The 22,056-nt window shown below is 65.2% G+C and carries 17 protein-coding genes; 13 read left to right on the forward strand and 4 right to left on the reverse strand.

The features are described from left to right. The first annotated feature begins 67 nt into the window (after positions 1–67). The 13 genes from SFA35_RS06435 to SFA35_RS06495 all read left to right on the forward strand — a co-directional run bounded on the left by SFA35_RS06435 (position 68) and on the right by SFA35_RS06495 (position 15,323). Positions 68–709, forward strand: coding sequence for a tellurite resistance TerB family protein (locus tag SFA35_RS06435; RefSeq protein WP_320576377.1), 642 nt, complete (start codon positions 68–70; stop codon positions 707–709). A 333-nt stretch (positions 710–1,042) separates the two neighbouring features. Then, positions 1,043–2,665 carry a methyl-accepting chemotaxis protein gene (locus SFA35_RS06440; protein WP_320576379.1) on the forward strand — a complete coding sequence of 541 codons (1,623 nt, stop codon included), beginning with the start codon at positions 1,043–1,045 and terminating at the stop codon, positions 2,663–2,665. Next, entirely contained in the window at positions 2,665–3,180 is a 516-nt protein-coding gene (locus tag SFA35_RS06445; RefSeq protein WP_320576381.1) for a chemotaxis protein CheW, read from the forward strand. The genes SFA35_RS06440 and SFA35_RS06445 overlap by 1 nt, the downstream gene beginning before the upstream one ends. After that, on the forward strand, positions 3,177–4,454 hold the full coding sequence (locus SFA35_RS06450) for a CheR family methyltransferase (protein ID WP_320576383.1): 1,278 nt from the start codon (positions 3,177–3,179) through the stop codon (positions 4,452–4,454). Before SFA35_RS06445 ends, SFA35_RS06450 begins: the two co-directional genes overlap by 4 nt. Next, on the forward strand, positions 4,454–5,173 hold the full coding sequence (locus SFA35_RS06455) for a chemotaxis protein CheW (RefSeq protein ID WP_414058500.1): 720 nt from the start codon (positions 4,454–4,456) through the stop codon (positions 5,171–5,173). Before SFA35_RS06450 ends, SFA35_RS06455 begins: the two co-directional genes overlap by 1 nt. Next, positions 5,170–7,476 carry a hybrid sensor histidine kinase/response regulator gene (locus SFA35_RS06460; protein WP_320576385.1) on the forward strand — a complete coding sequence of 769 codons (2,307 nt, stop codon included), beginning with the start codon at positions 5,170–5,172 and terminating at the stop codon, positions 7,474–7,476. Before SFA35_RS06455 ends, SFA35_RS06460 begins: the two co-directional genes overlap by 4 nt. Further along, the gene (locus SFA35_RS06465; RefSeq protein ID WP_320576386.1) at positions 7,473–8,483 is read left to right on the forward strand and encodes a chemotaxis response regulator protein-glutamate methylesterase; all 1,011 of its coding nucleotides are present in this window, start codon (positions 7,473–7,475) and stop codon (positions 8,481–8,483) included. The genes SFA35_RS06460 and SFA35_RS06465 overlap by 4 nt, the downstream gene beginning before the upstream one ends. A 37-nt stretch (positions 8,484–8,520) precedes the next feature. After that, positions 8,521–9,534: a PleD family two-component system response regulator gene (locus SFA35_RS06470; protein WP_320576388.1), complete on the forward strand. Its 1,014-nt coding sequence runs from the start codon at positions 8,521–8,523 to the stop codon at positions 9,532–9,534. Positions 9,535–9,649: 115 nt separating this feature from the next. Continuing rightward, positions 9,650–10,745 (forward strand): peptide chain release factor 2 gene (prfB, locus tag SFA35_RS06475; RefSeq protein ID WP_320576390.1). Its coding sequence is split into 2 segments (ribosomal slippage): positions 9,650–9,721 and positions 9,723–10,745, totalling 1,095 coding nucleotides; the frame shifts between segments, so codons are not numbered across the junction. Between the two features lie 85 nt (positions 10,746–10,830). After that, on the forward strand, positions 10,831–12,333 hold the full coding sequence (gene lysS, locus SFA35_RS06480) for a lysine--tRNA ligase (protein WP_320576392.1): 1,503 nt from the start codon (positions 10,831–10,833) through the stop codon (positions 12,331–12,333). A gap of 97 nt (positions 12,334–12,430) precedes the next feature. Then, positions 12,431–13,144, forward strand: a complete 714-nt coding sequence (locus SFA35_RS06485) for a TetR/AcrR family transcriptional regulator (protein WP_320576394.1) — start codon at positions 12,431–12,433, stop codon at positions 13,142–13,144. 36 nt (positions 13,145–13,180) lie between these two features. Next, positions 13,181–14,458: a flavohemoglobin expression-modulating QEGLA motif protein gene (locus SFA35_RS06490; protein WP_320576395.1), complete on the forward strand. Its 1,278-nt coding sequence runs from the start codon at positions 13,181–13,183 to the stop codon at positions 14,456–14,458. Further along, positions 14,430–15,323: an alpha/beta hydrolase gene (locus SFA35_RS06495; protein WP_320576397.1), complete on the forward strand. Its 894-nt coding sequence runs from the start codon at positions 14,430–14,432 to the stop codon at positions 15,321–15,323. The genes SFA35_RS06490 and SFA35_RS06495 overlap by 29 nt, the downstream gene beginning before the upstream one ends. A gap of 33 nt (positions 15,324–15,356) precedes the next feature. Here the strand turns inward: SFA35_RS06495 and SFA35_RS06500 are convergent, their stop codons facing one another. The 4 genes from SFA35_RS06500 to SFA35_RS06515 all read right to left on the reverse strand — a co-directional run bounded on the left by SFA35_RS06500 (position 15,357) and on the right by SFA35_RS06515 (position 21,912). Continuing rightward, the gene (locus SFA35_RS06500) at positions 15,357–19,913 is read right to left on the reverse strand and encodes an NEL-type E3 ubiquitin ligase domain-containing protein (RefSeq protein ID WP_320576400.1); all 4,557 of its coding nucleotides are present in this window, start codon (positions 19,911–19,913) and stop codon (positions 15,357–15,359) included. Between the two features lie 127 nt (positions 19,914–20,040). Continuing rightward, positions 20,041–20,817, reverse strand: a complete 777-nt coding sequence (locus SFA35_RS06505) for an OmpA family protein (RefSeq protein WP_320576402.1) — start codon at positions 20,815–20,817, stop codon at positions 20,041–20,043. A gap of 47 nt (positions 20,818–20,864) precedes the next feature. Further along, entirely contained in the window at positions 20,865–21,278 is a 414-nt protein-coding gene (locus SFA35_RS06510; protein WP_320576404.1) for a DUF4398 domain-containing protein, read from the reverse strand. 304 nt (positions 21,279–21,582) lie between these two features. Further along, positions 21,583–21,912 (reverse strand): pilin assembly protein, encoded by a 330-nt coding sequence (locus tag SFA35_RS06515; protein ID WP_320576406.1) that lies wholly within the window; start codon positions 21,910–21,912, stop codon positions 21,583–21,585. Positions 21,913–22,056 lie beyond the last annotated feature (144 nt).

A 22,056-nucleotide genomic window follows, 5' to 3' on the forward strand; every position in this document is an offset into this window, starting at 1 on the left:
CGCATCGTTCGCCCGCCGATGCCTTTAACCTCGTGGTTTGCCTTATTGGCCCTTCGGGAGAAATGCAATGAACACACGTGGCCTGCTCGACCAACTGCTTAAATCCGGCCAGCAACTGCTGCAGGGCAAGGGCACCGCCTCGCCTCTGAACGGCGCCTTGGCCGGCGGCGCCATTGGCCTGCTGCTGGGCAATCGCAAGGCGCGCAAGCTGGGTGGCAAGGCCTTGGCGTACGGTGGCCTCGCCGCGATCGGGGTGATGGCGTACAAGGCCTATGGCAACTGGCAGGCGCAGCAGCAGACCGCGCCGCGTGGCGAGCCGCAGACCCTGGATCGTCTGCCTGCGGCGGACATGGAGGAGCACAGTCTGGCCATCCTGCAGGCGCTCGTTGCTGCCGCCAAGGCCGACGGCCATGTCGACGCCCGTGAGCGGCAATTGCTGGACGCCGAATTCGCCCGGCTCGGCGCGGGCCCTGACATGCAGGCCTGGCTGCAGGCGCAGCTGAACCAGCCGCTGGACCCGGTTCAGGTCGCCCGCGCGGCGAAGACCACGGAAATGGCCGCCGAGATGTACCTGGCCAGCGTAATGATGGTGGACGAGGAGCATTTCATGGAGCGCGCCTACCTGGATGAGCTGGCGCGGCAGTTGGCGCTCGATCCGCTGTTGAAGGAGGAGCTGGAAGGGCAGGTGCGGTTGGGCGAGAAGGGCTGAGGTTCGCCGCAGAAGATCAAACCGGCCTGGCGGCCTCTCGGGGTCTATGACCCCTCCCACGTCGTGCGCAAATCCAATGTGGGAGGGGTCGCAGACCCCGAGAGGCCGCCAGGCCGGTCGCGAGATTCAATCACGGCCACCACCGGCCGCCCGCGCGGCCGATGGCGGCCATATTGGACATCACGCCAGGCACCCCCACCCACATCTAGCCCCCCTTTGGCCGAGGCCGCCGAGCGCAGCTGAGCGCGCCCAAGACCGCCCGGTAGATTGTTTCGGAGTATGTCTATACTCTGCGTTTTTTCGTGGCAGTCGAAGCATTTCCGAGGGGTTACCGTGAAGAACTGGACGTTGCGCCATCGCATTCTGGCGAGTTTCGCCGTGATCATTGCCATCATGCTGGCCATGGTCGTCGCTTCTTACACGCGGCTGCAGGTGATCGAGTCCAGCGAAACGGCGGTGCGTACCGACAGTGTCCCCGGGGTGTTCTACGGCTCGACGATTCGTAGTGCCTGGGTCGACAGCTACATCTATACCCAGCAATTGATCGGCCTGAGCTCGCAGCGCGAGCTGGTGACCGCCGATGACGACAACTACAAGGCCTTCGCCGACCGCCTTACCGAGCAGATGGGCCTGTACCGAGCGACCATCCAGGACGCCGGTGACCAGGCGCAATTCGACCAGTTCGGCGAAATGCGCAAGGCCTACGAAGCCAGCCTGAACAAGGTGCTCGACGCGTACCGGCACAAGCGCTTCATGGAAGCCCAGGACCTGTTCCGCGACGAGCTGACGCCGGCGTGGACCACCGGGCGCAAGCACCTCAACGTTATTATCGACGCCAATCGCAAGGCCGCCACCCAGGCCACCGACGCCATCGACCAGGCCGTCACCTCGGCCAAGTTGACCATGGCCATCTCCCTGCTGCTGGCTGTGCTCGCGGCGGCGATCTGCGGCCTGCTGTTGATGCGCTCGATCATGGAACCCATGCAGAAGATCGTCGGCATCCTCGAAACCATGCGCAGCGGCGACCTCAGCCGGCGCCTGAACCTGGCCCGCAAGGACGAATTCGGCGTCGTCGAACTGGGTTTCAACGACATGATGACCGAGCTCACCGGCCTGGTGTCCCAGGCCCAGCGTTCCTCCGTGCAGGTCACCACCTCGGTGACCGAGATTGCCGCCACCTCGCGCCAGCAGCAGGCCACCGCCACCGAAACCGCCGCCACCACCACCGAAATCGGTGCGACTTCCCGAGAGATCGCCGCCACCTCCCGCGACCTGGTGCGCACCATGGGCGAGGTCACCAGCGCCGCCGATCAGGCGTCCCTGCTGGCCGGCTCCGGGCAGCAAGGCCTGTCGCGCATGGAAGACACCATGCACCAGGTCATGGGCGCCGCCGAGCTGGTCAACAACAAGCTGGCGATCCTCAACGAGAAGGCCGGCAACATCAATCAAGTGGTAGTGACCATCGTCAAGGTTGCCGACCAGACCAACCTGCTCTCGCTGAACGCCGCCATCGAGGCGGAAAAGGCCGGCGAATACGGCCGTGGCTTCGCCGTGGTGGCTACTGAAGTGCGCCGCCTGGCCGACCAGACCGCCGTGGCCACCTACGACATCGAGCAGATGGTGCGCGAGATCCAGTCGGCGGTGTCGGCCGGCGTCATGGGCATGGACAAATTCAGCGAAGAGGTGCGCCGTGGCATGTACGAGGTCACCCAGGTCGGCGATCAGCTGTCGCAGATCATCGCCCAGGTGCAGGCGCTGGCGCCGCGGGTGCTGATGGTCAACGAAGGCATGCAGGCGCAGGCCACCGGCGCCGAGCAGATCAACCACGCGCTGACCCAGCTCGGCGACGCCAGCAGCCAGACCGTGGAGTCGCTGCGCCAGGCCAGCTTCGCTATCGATGAACTGAGTCAGGTCGCCACCGGGCTGCGTGGCGGCGTGTCGCGTTTCAAAGTCTGATGAACACTCCTTCGCCTGGCCACGGCGCGGCGCCGGCAGCGCGCAGTCAATTGTTCCTGGTGTTTCATGTAGGCCAGGAACGCTTCGCCCTGCCGGCGGTGGAAATCGCCGAAGTGCTGCCGCGCCTGCTGCTCAAGCCGATCGCCCAGGCGCCAGCCTGGGTCGCCGGGATCTTTGCCCATCGCGGGCGGATGGTGCCGGTGCTCGACGTGCGTCAGTTGATGTTCGACGAGCCGGCCGTGACCCGCACCAGTACCCGGCTGGTGCTGGTGCATTACCGGGTCGACCCGGCCCACCCGCAGCGGCTGCTCGGCTTGATCCTCGAGCAGGCCAACGAAACCCTGCGCTGCCGCGCCGACGAGTTTCGCCCCTATGGCCTCGCCGATCGGCAAACGCCCTATCTGGGGCCAGTGCGCGAGGACGCCCAGGGCTTGATGCAACGGGTGAGCGTGCAGGACCTGCTCGACGCCTCGGTGCGCGAGCTGCTGTACGCGGCCGCCGAGGAGGGCGCATGAGCGACGAGTCGCGATTCTTCGCCTACCTGCGCGATCGCATCGGCCTGGACGTCGCCTCGGTCGGCGCGCCGATGATCGAGCGCGCTGTGCAGCAGCGCTGCAAGGCTGCAGGCCAGGCAGATCTGCACGGCTACTGGCTGCTGCTGCAGAACACCCCGGCCGAGCAGCAGGCGCTGATCGAGGCGGTGATTGTCCCGGAGACCTGGTTCCTGCGCTATCCCGAGTCGTTCGCCGCCCTCGCGCGCCTGGCTCAGCAGCGCCTGGCCGGGCTCAAGGGCCTGCGCCCGTTGCGCCTGTTGAGCCTGCCGTGTTCCACCGGCGAGGAACCCTATTCGATCGCCATGAGCCTGCTCGACAGCGGCATTGCCCCGGCGCAGTTCAAGGTCGATGCAGTGGACATCAGCCCGCTGTCGGTGGCCAAGGCCCAGCGCGGCGTGTACGGGCGCAATTCCTTTCGCGGCCAGGACCTGAGCTTTCGCGAGCGGCATTTCCAGGCGGTCGACGACGGCTACCAGCTGCACCAGCGAGTCGCCGCCCAGGTGCGCTTGCAGTCGGGCAATATCCTCGACCCGGCGCTGCTGGCAGGCGAGCCGCCGTACGACTTCGTGTTCTGCCGCAACCTGTTGATCTATTTCGACGTGCCGACCCAGCAGCGCGTGTTCGAGGTGCTCAAGGGCTTCACCCAGGGCGACGGCGCGCTGTTCATCGGTCCGGCCGAGGGCAGCCTGCTGGCGCGCATGGGCATGCGCCCGATCGGCATTCCCCAGTCGTTCGCCTTTGTCCGCCATGAAGAGCCCGCGCCGGTGGCCACCGTCTTGTCCAGCGCCTTGCCCGTGCCACGCGCGGCGCCGTTGCCGCCGCGGCCGGAGCCGCAACCGGCAGCGCGGCGGCGACCGCCGCCGGCACCGTTGGCCAGCGTCAAGGCGGCGCCGACGGCGTTGCCCGCTGATGCCGCGCAACTGCTTGCGCACATTGCCAACCTCGCCAATGAAGGTCGCAGCGGCGAGGCCCAGGCGGCCTGCGAAACCTACCTGCGCCAGCACCCGCCCCAGGCCCAGGTGTATTACTGGCTCGGCCTGCTCAGCGACGTCGCCGGCAACGCCCTGCAGGCGCAGGGTTACTACCGCAAGGCGCTGTACCTGCAACCGCAGCACGCCGAAGCCTTGGCCCACCTGGCCATGCTGCTCGCCGCGCAGGGTGACAATGCGGGCGCCCGGCGCTTGCAGGAACGTGCTGCGCGCAGTGGCCACAGCGCTGACAAGGAGCCGCGCTGATGGCCGATCCTGTGCACAATCAAGCCACCCCCGGGCAGAACACGCTGGACATGATTCAGCAGGACGCCACCCCCATCGACGACTGCTGGAACCGCATCGGCGTGCTCGGCGACAAGTCCTGCCCGCTGCTCGCGGAGCATGTGCACTGTCGCAACTGCTCGGTGTATGCCGCAGCCGCCACGCGTCTGCTTGACCGCTATGCGCTGGCGCAGCAGGAGCGGCGCCAGCTGCCGGCCGAACAGAGTGCCGAGTCGGCCGAGGCCGCCAGCCAGTCGCTGCTGATCTTCCGCATGGGCGATGAGTGGCTGGCGCTTGCCACTCGCCGCCTGATCGAGGTGGCCACGGTGCAGCCGGTGCACTCGCTGCCGCATCAGCGTTCGCGCGCCCTGCTCGGCGTGGCCAATGTGCGCGGGGCGCTGGTGGCCTGCCTGTCATTGAGCGAACTGCTGGGGGTCGAGGTGGCCGCCGCGCCGCCGAGCACGGCCCGCGTCACACCGCGCATGCTGATCATTGCCGCCCAGGGCGGTTCGGTGGTGGTGCCGGTGGACGAGGTCGACGGTGTGCACCGCATCGCCGATCGCCAATTGGCTGCGGCATCGGTGGCGAGCAGCCAGGCCGGCGCGCGCTTTACCCGCTGCGTGCTGGCGCACAAGGGCCGCAGCGTGCGGGTCCTGGATGACGAACCGCTGCTGGCGGCCATGACCCGGAGCCTGACATGACCCCCGAGCAGATGCGCGACGCTTCCCTGCTGGAGTTGTTCAGCCTCGAAGCCGAGGCCCAGACCCAGGTGCTCAGTGCCGGGCTGCTGGCGCTTGAGCGCAACCCGACCCAGGCCGAGCACTTGGAAGCCTGCATGCGTGCGGCGCACTCGCTCAAGGGCGCCGCGCGCATTGTCGGCATCGATGCCGGGGTCAGCGTTGCCCACCAGATGGAGGATTGTCTGGTCAGCGCCCAGGAGCGTCGGCTGTTCCTGCTGCCCGAGCACATCGACGCGCTGCTGCAGGGCACCGACCTGCTGATGCGTATCGGCCAACCCGAGCACGCACCCAGCAGCGCCGAGATCGACAGTTGGGTGGTGCAGATGCAGGCCCTGCTCGACCCGGACAGCGTCGCGGCCGCGGCCATGGTGCCGCCGCCCGCCGCAGCTGCGGCTGTGACCCTGCCAGCTACGCCCGGGGCGGATAGCCCAGCGGTCCAGGCCACCCCCGCAGTCAGCGAGCAAGCGCTGGAGCTCAACACTGGCCTGGCGCCCGCCAGTCGCGGTCGCGTCGAAGGCGGCGAGCGGGTGCTGCGGGTCACCGCCGAACGCCTGAACGGTCTGCTCGACCTGTCCAGCAAGGCGCTGGTCGAAACCCAGCGCATCAAGCCCTACCTGACCGTGATGCAGCGCATCAAGCGGGTCCAGGCGCAGAGCCTGCAGGCCATGGACCGGGTCAAGGAGCGCCTGGAGGAGGGCAGCCTTGCCGAGGACACCCGCGAGGCCCTGGCCCAGGCCCAGAGCCTGCTGGCCGAGGCGCAGCAACTGCTGCTGCGCCAGACCAGCGAGCTCGACGAATTTGGCTGGCAGGCCAGCCAGCGCGCCCAGGCGCTCTACGACACCGCTTTGGCCTGCCGCATGCGGCCCTTCGCCGACGTGCTGGTCGGCCAGGAGCGCATGGTCCGTGACCTGGGGCGCACCCTGGGCAAGCAGGTCCGTCTGGAGATCGAAGGGGAAAAGACTCAGGTCGATCGCGACGTGCTCGAGCGCCTCGAGGCGCCGCTGACTCACCTGCTGCGCAATGCCGTCGACCACGGCATCGAGTCGCCCGAGCAGCGGGTGCTGGCCGGCAAGACCGCCGAAGGCCTGATCCGTCTGCGAGCCTCTCACCAGGCCGGCTTGCTGGTGCTGGAGCTGGTCGACGATGGCAACGGCGTCGATCTGGAAAAACTCCGGCGCGCGATCATTCAGCGCCAGCTTTCGCCCGCCGACACCGCCGCGCAGCTGAGCGAGGAAGAGTTGCTGTCGTTCCTGTTCCTGCCCGGGTTCAGCATGCGCGACACCGTCACCGAGGTGTCCGGGCGCGGGGTCGGCCTCGACGCCGTGCAGCACATGGTCCGCCAGTTGCGCGGCTCGGTGGACCTGCGCCAGGTGGCGGGGCAGGGCAGCCAGTTCCATCTGGAGGTGCCGCTGACCCTGTCAGTGGTGCGCAGCCTGGTGGTGGAGGTCGGCGACGAAGCCTACGCCTTCCCGCTGGCGCATATCGAACACATGCTGGACCTGCCGGCCGACGACATCGTCCAGCTCGAGGGGCGCCAGCACTTCTGGTACCAGGAACGCCACGTCGGCCTGGTGGCCGCCAGCCAGTTGTTGCAGCGCCCCGCTGCGCAGGGTGGCCAGGAATCGCTCAAAGTGGTAGTGATCCGCGAGCGCGACGCGGTGTACGGGGTGGCCGTGGAGCGTTTCATCGGTGAGCGCACGCTGGTGGTGCTGCCACTGGATACGCGGCTGGGCAAGGTCCAGGACATCTCCGCCGGCGCCCTGCTGGATGACGGCTCGGTGGTGCTGATCGTCGACGTCGAGGACATGCTGCGCTCGGTGGAAAAACTGCTCAACACCGGGCGCCTGGAGCGCATCGACCGGCGCAACCGGCACAACGAGGTGCCGCGCAAGCGCGTGCTGGTGGTCGACGACTCGCTGACCGTGCGCGAGCTGCAACGCAAGCTGCTGACCCATCGCGGCTACGACGTGGCGGTGGCAGTGGACGGCATGGACGGCTGGAACGCCCTGCGCAGCGAGGCCTTCGACCTGTTGATCACCGACATCGACATGCCGCGCATGGACGGCATCGAGCTGGTCACCCTGCTGCGCCGCGACAGCCGCCTGCAATCGCTGCCAGTGATGGTGGTGTCCTACAAGGACCGCGAAGAAGACCGACGGCGTGGCCTGGACGCCGGGGCCGACTATTATCTGGCCAAGGCCAGTTTCCACGACGATGCGTTGCTCGATGCGGTGGTCGAATTGATTGGGGGAGCGCAGGGATGAAGATTGCCATCGTCAATGACATGCCATTGGCGGTTGAAGCGTTGCGCCGGGCCATCGCCCTGGAGCCCGCGCATCAGCTGGTGTGGGTGGCCAGCAACGGCCTGGAGGCGGTACAGCGCTGCCTCGAGCTGACCCCCGACCTGATCCTGATGGACCTGATCATGCCGGTCATGGATGGCGTGGAGGCCACCCGGCAGATCATGGCCAATACCCCCTGCGCCATCGTCATCGTCACCGTCGACCGCCAGCAGCACATGAATCGCGTCTTCGAGGCCATGGGCCACGGTGCCCTGGACGTGGTCGACACCCCCGCCCTGGGCGCCGGCAATGCCCAGGAGGCGGCGGCGCCCCTGCTGCGCAAGATCCTCAACATCGGCTGGCTGATCGGCCCGCGCGGCGCGCCGGCCAAGACCCTCGCGCCGGCCACTCGCCAGCCCGAGCAGCGTCAGCGGCTGGTGGCCATCGGCTCCTCAGCCGGCGGCCCGGCGGCCCTGGAAATCCTCCTAAAAGGCCTGCCGCGCGACTTCTCGGCGGCCATCGTGCTGGTGCAGCACGTCGACCAGGTGTTTGCCGCGGGCATGGCCGAATGGCTGGCCGGTTCCTCGGGCCTGGCCGTACGGCTTGCTCGCGACGGCGAAAGGCCGCAAGCTGGCACTGTGCTGCTAGCGGGAACCAATCATCATATTCGTCTGTTGAAAAATGGTACGCTCGCGTACACCGCCGAGCCGGTGAATGAAATCTACCGGCCGTCCATCGACGTTTTCTTCGAAAGCGTCGCCCAATTCTGGACCGGCGACGCGGTAGGTGTGCTGTTGACCGGCATGGGTCGCGATGGCGCCCAAGGTCTGAAGTTGATGCGCCAGCAAGGTTACCTGACCATCGCGCAGGATCAGCAAAGCTGTGCTGTTTACGGAATGCCCAAGGCGGCTGCGGCGATTGACGCAGCGGTCGAAATACGTCCGCTGGAGCGGATTGCCCCACGACTGATGGACGTTTTTGCCCCATGAACCCAAGCCACCGAGCGCGCAGTAACCAGGTGAGAGCATGATTGACCTGCAGATCGAAGAATTCAAATCGTCCGATGCCTACAAGTCCATGGTGCTGCTGGTCGACGACCAGCCGATGATCGGCGAGGCCATCAGGCGCAGCCTCGCGCACGAGGAAAACATCGATTTCCACTTCTGCTCCGATCCCCAGCAGGCGATCAACCAGGCAATGCGGATCAAGCCGACGGTGATCCTCCAGGACCTGATCATGCCCGGGCTCGACGGTCTCTCGCTGGTGCGCGAATACCGCAACCACCCGGCCACCCAGGACATCCCGATCATTGTGCTTTCGACCAAGGAAGACCCGATGATCAAGAGCGCGGCGTTCGCCGCCGGCGCCAACGACTACCTGGTCAAGCTGCCCGACACCATCGAACTGGTGGCGCGCATTCGCTACCACTCGCGGTCCTACCTGACCCTGCTGCAGCGCGATGACGCCTACCGCGCCCTGCGTGTCAGCCAGCAACAGCTGCTCGACACCAACCTGGTGCTGCAGCGGCTGATGAACTCCGACGGCCTGACCGGGCTGTCCAACCGCCGTCACTTCGATGAATACCTCGAACTGGAATGGCGCCGCGCATTGCGCGACAAGACCCAGATCTCGCTGCTGATGATCGACGTCGACTACTTCAAGTCGTACAACGACAACTTCGGCCACCTGGACGGCGACGAAGCGCTGCGCCGGGTCGCCGACGCCATCCGCGAGGCCACCAATCGTGCCACCGACCTGCCGGCGCGCTACGGCGGTGAAGAATTCTCGCTGGTGCTTCCAGGCACCTCGCCTGGCGGCGCGCGGCTGATCGCGGAGAAACTGCGCCAGACCATCATCGGTTTGAACATCCCGCACATCGCTCCCGAGGCGGGCTCGAACCTGACCGTCAGCATCGGCCTGGCCACCCTGACGCCCAACCGCCCGGACAACTGCCGCGACCTGATCTCCATGGCCGACAAGGGGCTGTACCAGGCGAAGAACAACGGCCGCAATCAGGTGGTGGTGGGGCAGGATCTCTGATCCGGTCGCCCATGGCCGTCGTGCAGTTGCAGGTGTCGCTTGATTCCCACAGGCTTGTTCGGCTGCGTTATACTCTCCGGCTTTTGACACGCCTTTAGCACGAGTGCCGCCCGCCATGGAAATCAACCCGATCCTGAACAGCATCAAGGACCTGTCCGAGCGCTCCGAAACCATTCGGGGGTATCTTTGACTACGATCAGAAGAATGAACGTCTGATCGAAGTCAACCGCGAGCTCGAAGACCCCAGCGTCTGGAACAACCCGTCGTACGCCCAGGAACTGGGCCGTGAGCGCTCGACCCTGGCGCAGATTGTCGACACCCTCGACGAGATGCACGGCGGTCTGGCCGACGCCAAGGACCTGCTGCTGATGGCTGCCGAGGAAGAAGACCAGGGCGCTGTCGACGATGTCGCCGCCGAGGTCGAACGCCTGCGCGAATCCCTCGAGAAGCTGGAATTTCGCCGCATGTTCAGCGGCGAGATGGACGCCAACAACGCCTACCTCGACATCCAGGCCGGTTCCGGCGGCACCGAAGCCCAGGACTGGGCCAACATCCTGCTGCGCATGTACCTGCGCTGGGCCGACAAGCGCGGCTTCGACACCACCATCATGGAGCTGTCGGCCGGTGAAGTCGCCGGTATCAAAGGTGCGACCCTGCACATCAAGGGCGAATACGCCTTCGGCTGGCTGCGCACCGAAATCGGCGTGCACCGCCTGGTGCGCAAGAGCCCGTTCGACTCCGGCAACCGCCGCCACACCTCCTTCTCGGCGGTGTTCGTGTCGCCTGAAATCGATGACAACATCGAAATCGACATCAACCCGGCGGACCTGCGCATCGACACCTACCGCTCCTCCGGCGCGGGCGGTCAGCACGTCAACACCACCGACTCGGCGGTACGGATCACCCACGTGCCGACCAACACCGTGGTCAGCTGCCAGAACGAACGCTCGCAGCACGCGAACAAGGACACCGCCATGAAAATGCTGCGGGCGCGCTTGTACGAGCAGGAAGTGCAGAAGCGCAACGCCGCCTCGCAGGCCTTGGAAGACACCAAGTCGGACATCGGCTGGGGTCACCAGATCCGCTCCTACGTGCTCGATGCCTCGCGCATCAAGGACCTGCGCACCAGTGTTGAACGCAGCGACTGCGACAAAGTGCTGGACGGCGACATCGACGAGTACCTGGTGGCCAGCTTGAAACAGGGCCTGTAACCGCGCTCCCCGTGGGAGCAAGGCTTGCCCGCGATCCCCGCCGCCAGGCGGGGTGCAAAGAACCCCTGATGGAAATTTTGAAGACATGAGCGACCAACAACTCGATCCGCAAGACCTGCAACAGGAAGAAAACAACCTGATTGCCCTGCGCAAGGAAAAGCTCGCCGCCGTGCGCGCCCAGGGTCAGGCCTTCCCCAACGACTTCCGCCGTGACAGCTACTGCAACGACCTGCAGAAACAGTATGTCGACAAGACCAAGGAAGAGCTGGAAGCTGCAGCGATCCCGGTCAAGGTTGCCGGTCGCATCATGCTCAACCGTGGCTCGTTCATGGTGATCCAGGACATGACCGGGCGCATTCAGGTCTACGTCAATCGCAAGACCCTGTCGCCGGAAACCCTGGCCGCAGTGAAGACCTGGGACATGGGCGACATCATCGCCGCCGAAGGCACCCTGGCCCGTTCCGGCAAGGGCGACCTGTACGTCGAGATGACCCAGGTGCGCCTGCTGACCAAGTCGCTGCGCCCGCTGCCCGACAAGCACCATGGCCTCACCGACACCGAGCAGCGCTACCGCCAGCGCTACGTCGACCTGATCGTCAACGAGGACGTACGCGAGACCTTCCGCGTGCGCTCGCAGGTGATCGCACATATCCGCAGCTTCCTGATGAAGCGCGACTTCCTCGAAGTCGAGACGCCGATGCTGCAGACCATCCCGGGCGGCGCGGCGGCCAAGCCGTTCGAAACCCACCACAATGCCCTGGACATGGAAATGTTCCTGCGCATCGCGCCCGAGCTGTACCTCAAGCGCCTGGTGGTCGGTGGTTTCGAGAAGGTCTTCGAGATCAACCGCAACTTCCGTAATGAAGGCGTTTCCACCCGGCACAACCCCGAGTTCACCATGCTCGAGTTCTACCAGGCCTACGCCGACTACGAAGACAACATGGACCTCACCGAAGAGTTGTTCCGCGAGCTGGCGCAGCTGGTGCTCGGCAGCACCGACGTGCCGTACGGCGACAAGGTGTTCCACTTCGGCGAGCCGTTCGCGCGCATGTCGGTGTTCGACTCGATCCTGCACTACAACCCCGAGCTGACCGCCGACGACCTCAACGACCTCGACAAGGCTCGCGCCATCGCCAAGAAGGCCGGCGCCAAGGTGCTGGGCTTCGAAGGCCTGGGCAAGCTGCAGGTGATGATTTTCGAGGAACTGGTCGAGCACAAGCTGGAGCAACCGCACTTCATTACCCAGTACCCGTTCGAAGTGTCGCCGCTGGCCCGTCGCAACGATGACAACCCCAGCGTCACCGATCGCTTCGAACTGTTCATCGGCGGCCGTGAAATCGCCAACGCCTACTCCGAGCTCAACGACGCCGAGGACCAGGCTGCGCGCTTCATGGCGCAGGTGGCCGACAAGGATGCCGGCGACGACGAGGCGATGCACTACGACGCCGACTTCGTTCGCGCCCTGGAATACGGCATGCCGCCCACGGCGGGCGAGGGCATCGGCATCGACCGCCTGGTCATGCTGCTGACCAATGCCCCGTCGATCCGCGACGTGATCCTGTTCCCGCACATGCGTCCGCAAGCGTAACCGGACCGATACAAGCCGCCTCCCGTGAGGCGGTTTTTTTTTGGCCCTGGATTTGTAGGGCCATCAGCAATCCACAAGGCTCACAAGGAACCCTACAGTGAACCCTGCAACAACCCACCAATGCCCCGCCGGCATCGCCAATGCCGTGGCCCAGGCCGTGCGCTATCAGGGCCGCAAGGCTTCGCGCCAAGGCAGCGAGCTGCGCCGCCAGGAAATCCTCGATGCGGCCATGCGCGTGGTCGTACGCGACGGCGTGCGCGGCGTGCGCCACCGCGCCGTGGCCGCCGAGGCCGGTGTGCCGCTTTCGGCCACCACCTACTACTTCAAGGACATCGACGACCTGCTCAGCGACACCTTCGCCCAGTACGTCGAGCGTAGCGCGGCGTTCATGGCCAAGCTGTGGGAAAACACCGAGGTGCTGCTGCGCCAGCTGCTCGCTGAAGACGACGGCAGCCAGGCCGCCCGCGCGCGGCTGGCTGATGCCATTGCACGCATGACCGCCGATTACGTGCAGCGCCAGCTGCGCAGCCGGCGCAATCACCTGATGGCCGAGCAGGCGTTCCGCCAGGAGGCCCTGCGCAACCCGCGGCTGGCCGAACTGGTGGCCTCCCACGAACGCATCCTGCTGCAAGGCGCGCGCCGCCTGCTGGAAGTGTTAGGCTCGCGCGACCCACAGGAAGACGCGCAACTGTTGACGGCGATCATCGGTCGCATGGAGTATCAGGGCCTGCTACGGCCCGAGTCCCCGCAGCCTGATGCGCACTTGAGCTTGCTGGTGCGTTTCATGCACCTGGTGCTGGGCGCGGCCTGACGGCAACGGCGTTTTGATTTAAAGGAAGGAGGGCGGATGGACGAGTACCAGCAGACGATACGAGCCTTGTCCGATCGGATCGTGCAGGCGCAGACGCCGATCCGCGTACTGGACGCGGTGAAGTGGGACGACAACGTGCGCCAGGGTTTTCTCAAGGCCAAGGGCAAGGAGCTGCCGGCCATCGACCGGGCCTACTACCAGAGCCGCCCGCTGGGTTTCGATTCCAGTGCGGTGAAGCTGGAGTTCCAGAACATCGAGCGCGACATTACTCGCCAGCTCGGCCAGTTCAACCCGGTAGGGCAGATCATGCGGCGCATGTGCAAGGAGTACCGCATGGTGGTGCGCATGCTCGAAGCGCGTGGCACCGAAGACTTCGGCCTGATCTCACAGGAACTCTACGGCGCCGCCTCCGACGCCTTCCATGCCGGTGACCCGACCCTGGCCGACCTGGGCATGATGCTCTCCGACTACCTGAACAACATCGCCGGGCGTGGCGACCTCAAGGACGAGGCCAAGACGCTGACCGCCAAGGACGCCGTGGCCATGCTCCAGGGCCGGCTGAACCGCACCTTCGGCGAGGCCGAGGGCACCATCCGCGTGTTCGAGTCCGACGGCATCGTCGCCGACGCGGCAGCCGGTGCCGACTACATCAAGGTGCGTTCGGACGCCATGTTCAACGAGCGCGACGTGCGCGCGCTGGAGGTACATGAAGGCCTGGTCCACGTCGGCACCACGCTCAACGGCCTGAGCCAGCCGATCTGCACCTTCCTTTCCAAGGGGCCGCCCTCCTCGACGGTGACCCAGGAAGGCCTGGCGATTCTCATGGAAGTGATTGCCTTCGCCTCCTATCCCAGCCGCCTGCGCAAGCTGACCAACCGCACCCGCGCCATCCACATGGTCGAGCAGGGTGCGGATTTCCTCCAGGTGTTCGACTTCTTTCGCGAGCAGGGCTTCGAGATGGCCGAGAGCTATGGCAACGCCAGCCGCGTGTTCCGCGGTTCGACGCCGACCGGGCTGCCATTCACCAAGGACCTGTCGTATCTGAAAGGCTTCATCATGGTCTACAACTACATCCAGCTAGCGGTGCGCAAGGGCAAGCTGGAGCAGGTGCCGCTGCTGTTCTGCGGCAAGACCACGCTCGAAGACATGCGCACCTTGCGCCAACTGGTCGACGAAGGCCTGGTCGTAGCGCCCAAGTACCTGCCCGAGCAGTTTCGCGACATGAACGCGCTGAGTGCCTGGATGTGCTTCTCCAACTTCCTCAACCACCTGAGCCTGGACCGGATTGAAGCCGACTATTCGAACATTCTGTAAGGCCGCGCTGCTGGCCGTCAGCCTGGGCCTGGCGGCGTGCAGCTCGCTGCTGTTCTACCCAGAGCCGGGTCTGCCGTTCACTCCCGAGCGCGCTCACCTGGCCTACCGCGACGTCACCCTGACCGCCGCCGATGGCACGCAGTTGCGCGGCTGGTGGCTGCCGGCCAAGGCCGGGGTGCCCGTCAAGGGCACCGTCCTGCACCTGCACGGCAACGGCGGCAACATGGCCATGCACCTGGGTGGCAGCTGGTGGCTGCCGGAGCAAGGGTATCAGGTGCTGCTGATCGACTACCGCGGTTACGGGCTGTCCCAGGGCAAGCCGAGCCTGCCGGCGATCTATCAGGACATCGATGCGGCCTTTGCCTGGTTGCAGGCGCAACCCGAGGTGCAGGGCAAGCCGCTGGTGCTGCTGGGGCAGAGCCTGGGCGGAGCCATGGCCGTGCATTATCTGGGCGAGCATCCAGCGCAGCTGGCGCGGCTCAAGGCACTGGTGTTCGATGGCGTGCCCGCCAGCTACCGGGATATCGGCCAGCACACCTTGAGCACCTCATGGCTGACCTGGCCGCTGCAGGTGCCGCTGTCCTGGGCGGTGCCCGATGGCGACAGCGCGATCCGCTCGGTGGCACGGCTCAAGGGTGTGCCGCAATTGTACTTCCAGAGCATCGATGACGAGGTGGTGCCGCTGGCCAATGGCATCAGCCTGTTCAAGGCGGCGCCGCCGCCACGGGTCCTGCAGCTGACCCGCGGCGGCCATGTCCAGACGTTTGCCGACCCTACCTGGCGCCAGGTGATGCTTGGGTTCCTCGAAGACCCCGAGCACTTCAACGGCCTGCGCCGGCTGGCGATGGTGCCGGACTATCCATGAAACGAATGCCCGGCAGCCCCGGCCGATTGCCGATCATTGCCGCCAGGAAGGCCCGGGCTGCGGTTCCCGGACGATCGCCCGGGTGATTTCCAGGCGCGCCTGCCCCACTCGCTCCTGCAGTACATCGTAGGCACGCACGTAGGCGCCGCTGTCCAGCCGCACCACCGTCGGCAGCTCGTCAGCCACGCCTAGCTGGCCGATGTCGACCAGCAGTTGGCGCAGGCGTTGACGATCACTCTCACCCAGCTCCGGCAGCAGATCATCCTCGCTTGCGGCCGCATCCAGGTATCCACCGATGCTGGCACGCCATTGGTCGATCTCGGCGATGCGCGTGGCATATGCCGTTTCCAGAAACCGCTGCCAGTAGGCCTGCGCATTCAGGTAGGCCGGCAGCAGGACGTCCTGCTGGGCAATCACCGCCTGGTAGGCCGTTTCGAGCATCTGCGCCGTGACCCATTGCGTATAGCTGGTGAAAACCTGAGTTGACGGCTGATCGCGCAGGTTCAACCGAGTGGCCAGGGCGATCCGAAAATACAGCTCGATCTCGCTGTAGTCGATGCTGTAGCCCTGGTGGCGCCAGGCCCGGACATTGGACGCGACGTGCTCGCGCAATCGCGCCGCGCGCCAGTGGCTGGTACCCAGTGCAACCAGTTCATGCATCGCGTGTTCGTCATCGGCGCGGGCCAGGGCCTGGTCGGCGTGCAGGGTGTTCTCCATTTGCGAGAACACCAGAGCGTCGCGGTCGACGCAGCTCATGGCCTGCTGCGCCTGTTCGAACAGGGTGCGGCGCAAGTCGGCATTGAAGGCGCCGCGAATCATCGCCTGGATGCGCTGACGCATGCGTCCGGCGGGTTGGCGCGCGGCGTACGAGACGTCGATGCGCAGCAGCAAGGCGAAGAACTCGGCGGTGGTCGAGCCCGTGGTGGCGAGCAGTGCCTCGGCACGCGCGAGGTCGCCATCGTTCATGCCTTCGAACAGCCGCGAGCCGTCTCGCAGGGCGTTGGCGGTGCGTACGGCGGCAGTCTCTGCGTCCGATGAGGTGGAGGATGCATCACCGCTGCTGCTGTCCTCGTCGTCGTTATAGCGATTGCCGGCGGTGCGCATTTCTTGTTCGAAACGCTGACGATGGGCCTCTTCGAGATGCACGCTGGACATCCGCAGGCCCTGCGTCAAACCTGCCCCAGCGGGCACCTCGGCGATGCTCAGGTAGCTCAGGTCGGCCACTTGCAGTGCCGGCAGGAATTCCAGCCCGAGCGGCCACTGGAGGATTCCACTGTGGGACAGGTCGAGCTCTTCGAGGTCGATCATCTGGCGCAGGTCCGGCGTGTGCTGCAAAGGATTGCGCGAGAGATCGAGCACGCGCAGCTCGGTCAGGCCGGCGAGTTCGGCACTGCTGCGCTGATCCAGGGCAATCTGGTTCTGCGTCAGATTCAAGGCGTGCAGATGGCCGCGTGCGAGCACCTCGAACACGCCCGTGTCGAAGCGTACTTGGGAATTCTCCATGGTCAGGGTGCGCAAGTTGCCGCCGGCCATGATGCGTTCCATGTGCCGGGCTGTCCAGGTCGACTCGGGGTTGTCCTGATTGCTGATCACCAGCGTATTCAGATTGCGCAATCGGCCGACCCTGGCCAGGCTGCCGGGCGTCAGGCGGGTGCGCGAAAGATCCAGCCAGCGCAGCTGCTGCAGTTGGGCGAGCGACTCGGGTAGCTCGGCCAGCGGCAGGTTGGTCAACTCCAGGCGGTGCAGGTTGGGCAACTGTTCCAGCATCTGCGCCAGACCGTCGAGGTTGTGCATGTCGGCCACCCGCAGGGAGATCACGTCCGGTAAAGGGCAAGGCAGCGGCGGCATTCCCGCCATGGCCGAATCGGTGAAGCTCAGGTTGTAGCCGTGACGGCTGAGCTCCGACTCCCAGGCCTGTTGCAGCCGGTCGCCCACACGTTCCCGGGCGATGCGCGCGGCAAGGTCGGCACTCTGGTTGATCCAGGTTTGCACCGCACCATCGAGCAGTTGGCGCTGCTGCTCGAGATCGCTGACGATGGCGTCGATTGGCCTGGCCTGACGAGTCATCGTCGCCAGCCAGGTCTGCACCGCTGTCGAGCGCCAGAACGCGGTATGGGTGAGCAGTCTTTCCACGCGCGTCTGCGCGCTTTCTCGTTGCATCAGTGCGCTGTCGCTATGGGCCGACGCCAGCAGGCCGGCGCGGCTGCGGCGCTGTTGCACGCCAAGCTCCGGCGGGCTGAGCCAGTTGCGCGGCACTGGCATCCCGAGCAGCAGACGGGCACGCTGGGGTCGGGCCAGCGCCATCTCGCTCAAGCGTTGCTGCAGGCGCGCCGGTTCGTTGATGCCAAAGCCCAGGGCGATGCGCTGGCTTTCGCCAAGGGCATGCAATACGGCGCGGTAGAACCCCAGGTCGGTCAGGTCCTGAGCCAGCAGTACGCCGTTGGCGCTGACGGCAAACCAGCCTTCGTCTTCATCGCGATAAATGCAGGTGGTGTCGACGTCGGTCTCCCCCAGCTCGGCGAGCGGGTCGCCGAAGCGTCCGCCGCGCCGCAGCAGCAGGGGCGTGCCGGGGACCCAGCCATGGTGGTATTCGAGCAGACGAATGGCGAGGATGAAGGTGTCCTCGTGGTTCGACCAGCGTTGGTTGAAACCCTCCAGTGCACGGGTCAGTCGCGCATCGTGCTCCATGACTTGCAGCTGTTCGGCGGGTATCAGCGGCAAGGCCGCATAGGGGTTGTTCAGCTGCCTGTCGACCAGCGCGTGATTCTCGTCGACGTAGCGCTGTGCATAGCTCAGGGGCAGCAGGGGGAAGCGCCGTTGCAATTCGTGCACCACCGTATCGGCGGGCAGTTGCGCCGCTTCATAGCGATGCACGCCAATCGCCATGGCCAGACGCAGGTTCCAGATCGTCAACAGGTCGCTTCGGGGGGGTACGCACTCGCCGGTGCAGTCTTCGGCGGGGGCAGGGGGGGCCGGCGGATCGTCGCTGCGCCGATTGCGCGAGTGCGCCTCGGGCTCGCCATTGGCCACCGCCAGGGCGCGGTAGAACGCTTTGACCTCGGGGATCAGGTCGATGCCAGGCACTGGTTGGCCACGGCTGATGCGCAGCATCGTGGCGGCGGTTTGATCTTCGATCCGCGCGCGCAGCAGGGTGTCCTGCAGGGCGATGGGTATCGGCTTGTCGAGCAGGTACACCTGACGCAGTTGGTCGTTGCTCGCCGATGCTGCGCGCGCAAGCCGCAGCAGGCGTTGGTCATCCAGGCCCGCGCTGATCGGCCCGAGCCGGCGCAGCAGGGCCAGGCGATTCCAGCGCTGCGGTTGTTCGAGGTCGTGATGCCAGGCCCCCGCGCCGTTGTGCTGCAAGCGTGGCTGAAAGCCGTTGGCGGCGCCGGGGGCAACGATGCGCCATTGTTGGTCCGAGTCTTGTTTCACGCGATAGAAGCTGCCGTTGATAGCGATCAGCGTAGCTTCGTCCTGTCGATACAGACCCTGGTGATCGGCGGCCACCGACGGATGCTCGGCGGGCGGCAGCCGATAGGCGCCGAGGTCGACCATCCAGTGCTCACGGCCGCCGCTTTCGCGCCGCACCCAGCGCCGCTGGGCCAGCCAGTCGGAGGGTGCGCGGCCTTCATCTTCTTCGCTCGCACCCAGGCCTGCACCCGCGCCTTCATTGAGGTGCGCCTGCACATGTTCGGCGTAGTCGGGCAAGGCCGCTTTCAGTGTGGCTGCCTCCTCGGGGCTGGTCGCGATCAGATACTCGGCATCGTCCCGCAGCCGCGCGCTCATCTGGTCGACCAGGTGGCCGCGCAAGCCTTGCTGGAGGACTTCGGTGCCAAGGGTAGCCAGGTTGAGCGACTGGCGCTGGCGCAGGGCGATGAAACGGCTGAAGTAGGCCTGAAAGGCAAAGTCCTGCAGTTCCCGGCGCAGGCTGACATAGAAGCTGGCAGGGCTTGGGTATTGCCTGAGCGGGTGCTGTGGATGGCCGGGCATGTACACCACGCAGGGCAGGTCCGGGCCGCTCAGCAGGACGATCACCTCGGGTGCGGCGACCGAGTCATTCAATACCAGATGCGCACATTCGGCCAAGTGAGTGCCGGTAAACGGACCCTGTTGCCTGAACTCCGCGGACCCCGACGGATAGGCATCGATGATCCAGTCCAACAGGCGACGGCCCTCTTCGCGCAGCTGCTGACCCTTGATCAGGGCAATCGTGTATTCCTCGCGCAGGGTCGCCAACCAGGCGTCCTGCTTGGCATTGCGCAACTCGCGATCCTCAAGCGACACCTGCAGGTAGGTCGAGTAGCGCTCATCCAGCTGGTGGCGCTGCTGCACTTGATAGAACACCTGCGGCGAGACCGTGGCTGCATCCAGCGCGCCGAGGTCCGCTTCGTTATAGGCATAAAGGCTCTGCAGTTGGCCGAACCGCTGCTGGGCATTGCGCCGCTGAGCGCGTCCTTGGGCCTGGTGCCGGGCAAGCTGGTGGCGCTGCTCGGCGCTGGCCTGCTGCAGCCACTGCGGCTGGCCGGCGCTTTCGAGTGGCGAGACAAGGGTGTCGTATTGTTTGACGTAGTCTGTGCTGAAAGTGGGCATGGTTCGATTCCATTGCTGTGCGGGGGGGCAATGGATAACGCGGACGTGCGGCCACGCAGGGCTATTTATAGCTGCGGGCATAAAAAAACCCGCCAACAGGCGGGTTTTTCTACAGCGGGTGCGGCACTCAGTGAGTGCGCGGTGCCACCGGCTGGTTGTCGTTGGAAATGGTCACTTCCACACGACGGTTCATGGCGCGGCCCGAAGCGCTGTTGTTGTCAGCCACCGGGTATTCCTTGCCGTAGCCCTGGGAGACGATGCGCGCCGGATCCACGCCCATTTTCACCAGTGCTGCCTGTACCGAAGTCGCACGGCGCTCGGACAGGCTGACGTTGTAGCTGTCCGAACCGGTGGAGTCGGTGTAGCCCTCGACGATCACCTTGCGCTCAGGGTTCTGCTGGAGGAACTGCGCCAGCTGGCTGACGTTGTTCAGGCCGCTGGATTTCAGGTCAGCCTTGTTCAGGTCGAACAGCACGTCGCCGAAGGTAACCACGGTGCCGCGGTCGGTCTGTTTGGCGTTGAGGCTGTCCTGCAGCTTCTTGATCTGCGCGTCACGGGCAGCCAGCAGCGCCTTGGCACGGTCGGCAGAAGCGTTTTTCAGCTGGTTCTCGGCCGAGTGCAGGGCGATGGTTTCCTTGGCCACTTCAACGCGCTGGTTGGTCAGGTAGGCCAGTTGGTCGACCTTCTTGCTGTCTTCCTTGTTGCGGAAGGCCATGTCAGCCTTGTTCAGCCAGTCGGAAGCATCCTTGGTTTCCAGTGCGGCCAGGGTGCTGGCCTGCGGGTTGGTCTGCAAGGAGGTGAAGTTTGTGCGTGCCTGTTCCAGGTTCTGGTTAGGCGGGGTGGCGCAGGCAGCCAGACCAACGCTCAGGGCCAACAGGGCAGGAATCATCAATTGTTTACGCATGGTGTTCGTCCTTTAAATCAAATTCGGATGGCAAAGGGGCTGGAGGCTTATTGCGCCTGGCGCATGCCTTCGTTCTTCAGGTCCTGAACCCCTTGCTGAGAGTCCTTGACGGCGCGCTGAGCTTTTTCGGCCTGGGCCTTGCGCTCGGCTACACGGGCATCCCACTCGGCCTGTTCGGCGAGGATGCGCGCTTTGTCATAGTTCTCGTCATGCATGGCCATCTCGGCAGCCTTGAACTTGTCCTGGGCGGCTTTCATTTCCACCGGAGCGTACTCGGTACCGCCAGCGCTGACGGCGCTGTTGACGGCCGATTGGGTCACGGCGTATTGCTCGGTCGGAGGGTTGCCGGCACAACCGGCCAGCAGCAGGCTGCTACCCAGGGCCAATGCAGCCAGTTTCAAAGAGCCCATTTTGTGCAGCGATTGTTTGGCAGTGCTGATGTTCATGGTCTTCAACTCCATTGGATAACTCCCGAAATACTTCAACGTCCATGGCAGTCGAAGAGTCCTGCGTGCCGGGCCTTTTTCAGGCCTTCAATCCACGTTGGCGACGACTCGTCCTGCGATGGCTTACAACGTCGGACCAAACGGTTTTTTGAATAGTTCAGTGTTTTGTTTGTACACGAACAATTTGTCATGACAGGAATTTTGCGCGGGGTAGAAGGTCTGGCGGGGGGCAGGGGAGAGGGTGCGCAGCCCCGATCCATTGATCTTCAGCAAAGACTCGGGGGCTGCGCGCCCCTCCCACCGTTGCGATTTGCAGCCGTTATTCAGCGGCAGAAAGGCCTGCCAGGTGGCGCTTGGACAGCTCCAGAAAACGGGGGGTCGGCCCGACGTCCTCGTACAGCGGGTCACCTTCCTCGTCGGTGGCAATCACCTTGGCGCCCTTGACGTAAGGGAAGCTGGCTTCCAGTTCTTCCAGGGCCGCGCCTATCAACTCACCGAGCAGCTCCTCGGGGTGGTGCTTGGGGTACATCTCGGCGAGCGCCGCCAGGCGTGCGGCGGCTTCGACGTCCAGGTGTATGGTGTAACCGGTCTTGGTCAGGCGACCCTTGGCGGTGTCTTCCCAATGCGTTGCCAGTTCGCGGATCTTCATGAACAACCTCCCAGGTTGGTGGACAGCACGCTTGCAGGTTCAAGCTAGCATCTAACAAGATAGAGCGGTTTTGCCGCCGCTTGTTCAGTCATCACCGCGCCGGGTTCATGTTGGCTCATGACGCCAGTGACCCTTAATAACAAC

The sequence above is a fragment of the Pseudomonas sp. HR96 genome, assembly GCF_034059295.1.
In the GTDB taxonomy this organism is placed as follows: Bacteria; Pseudomonadota; Gammaproteobacteria; order Pseudomonadales; family Pseudomonadaceae; genus Aquipseudomonas.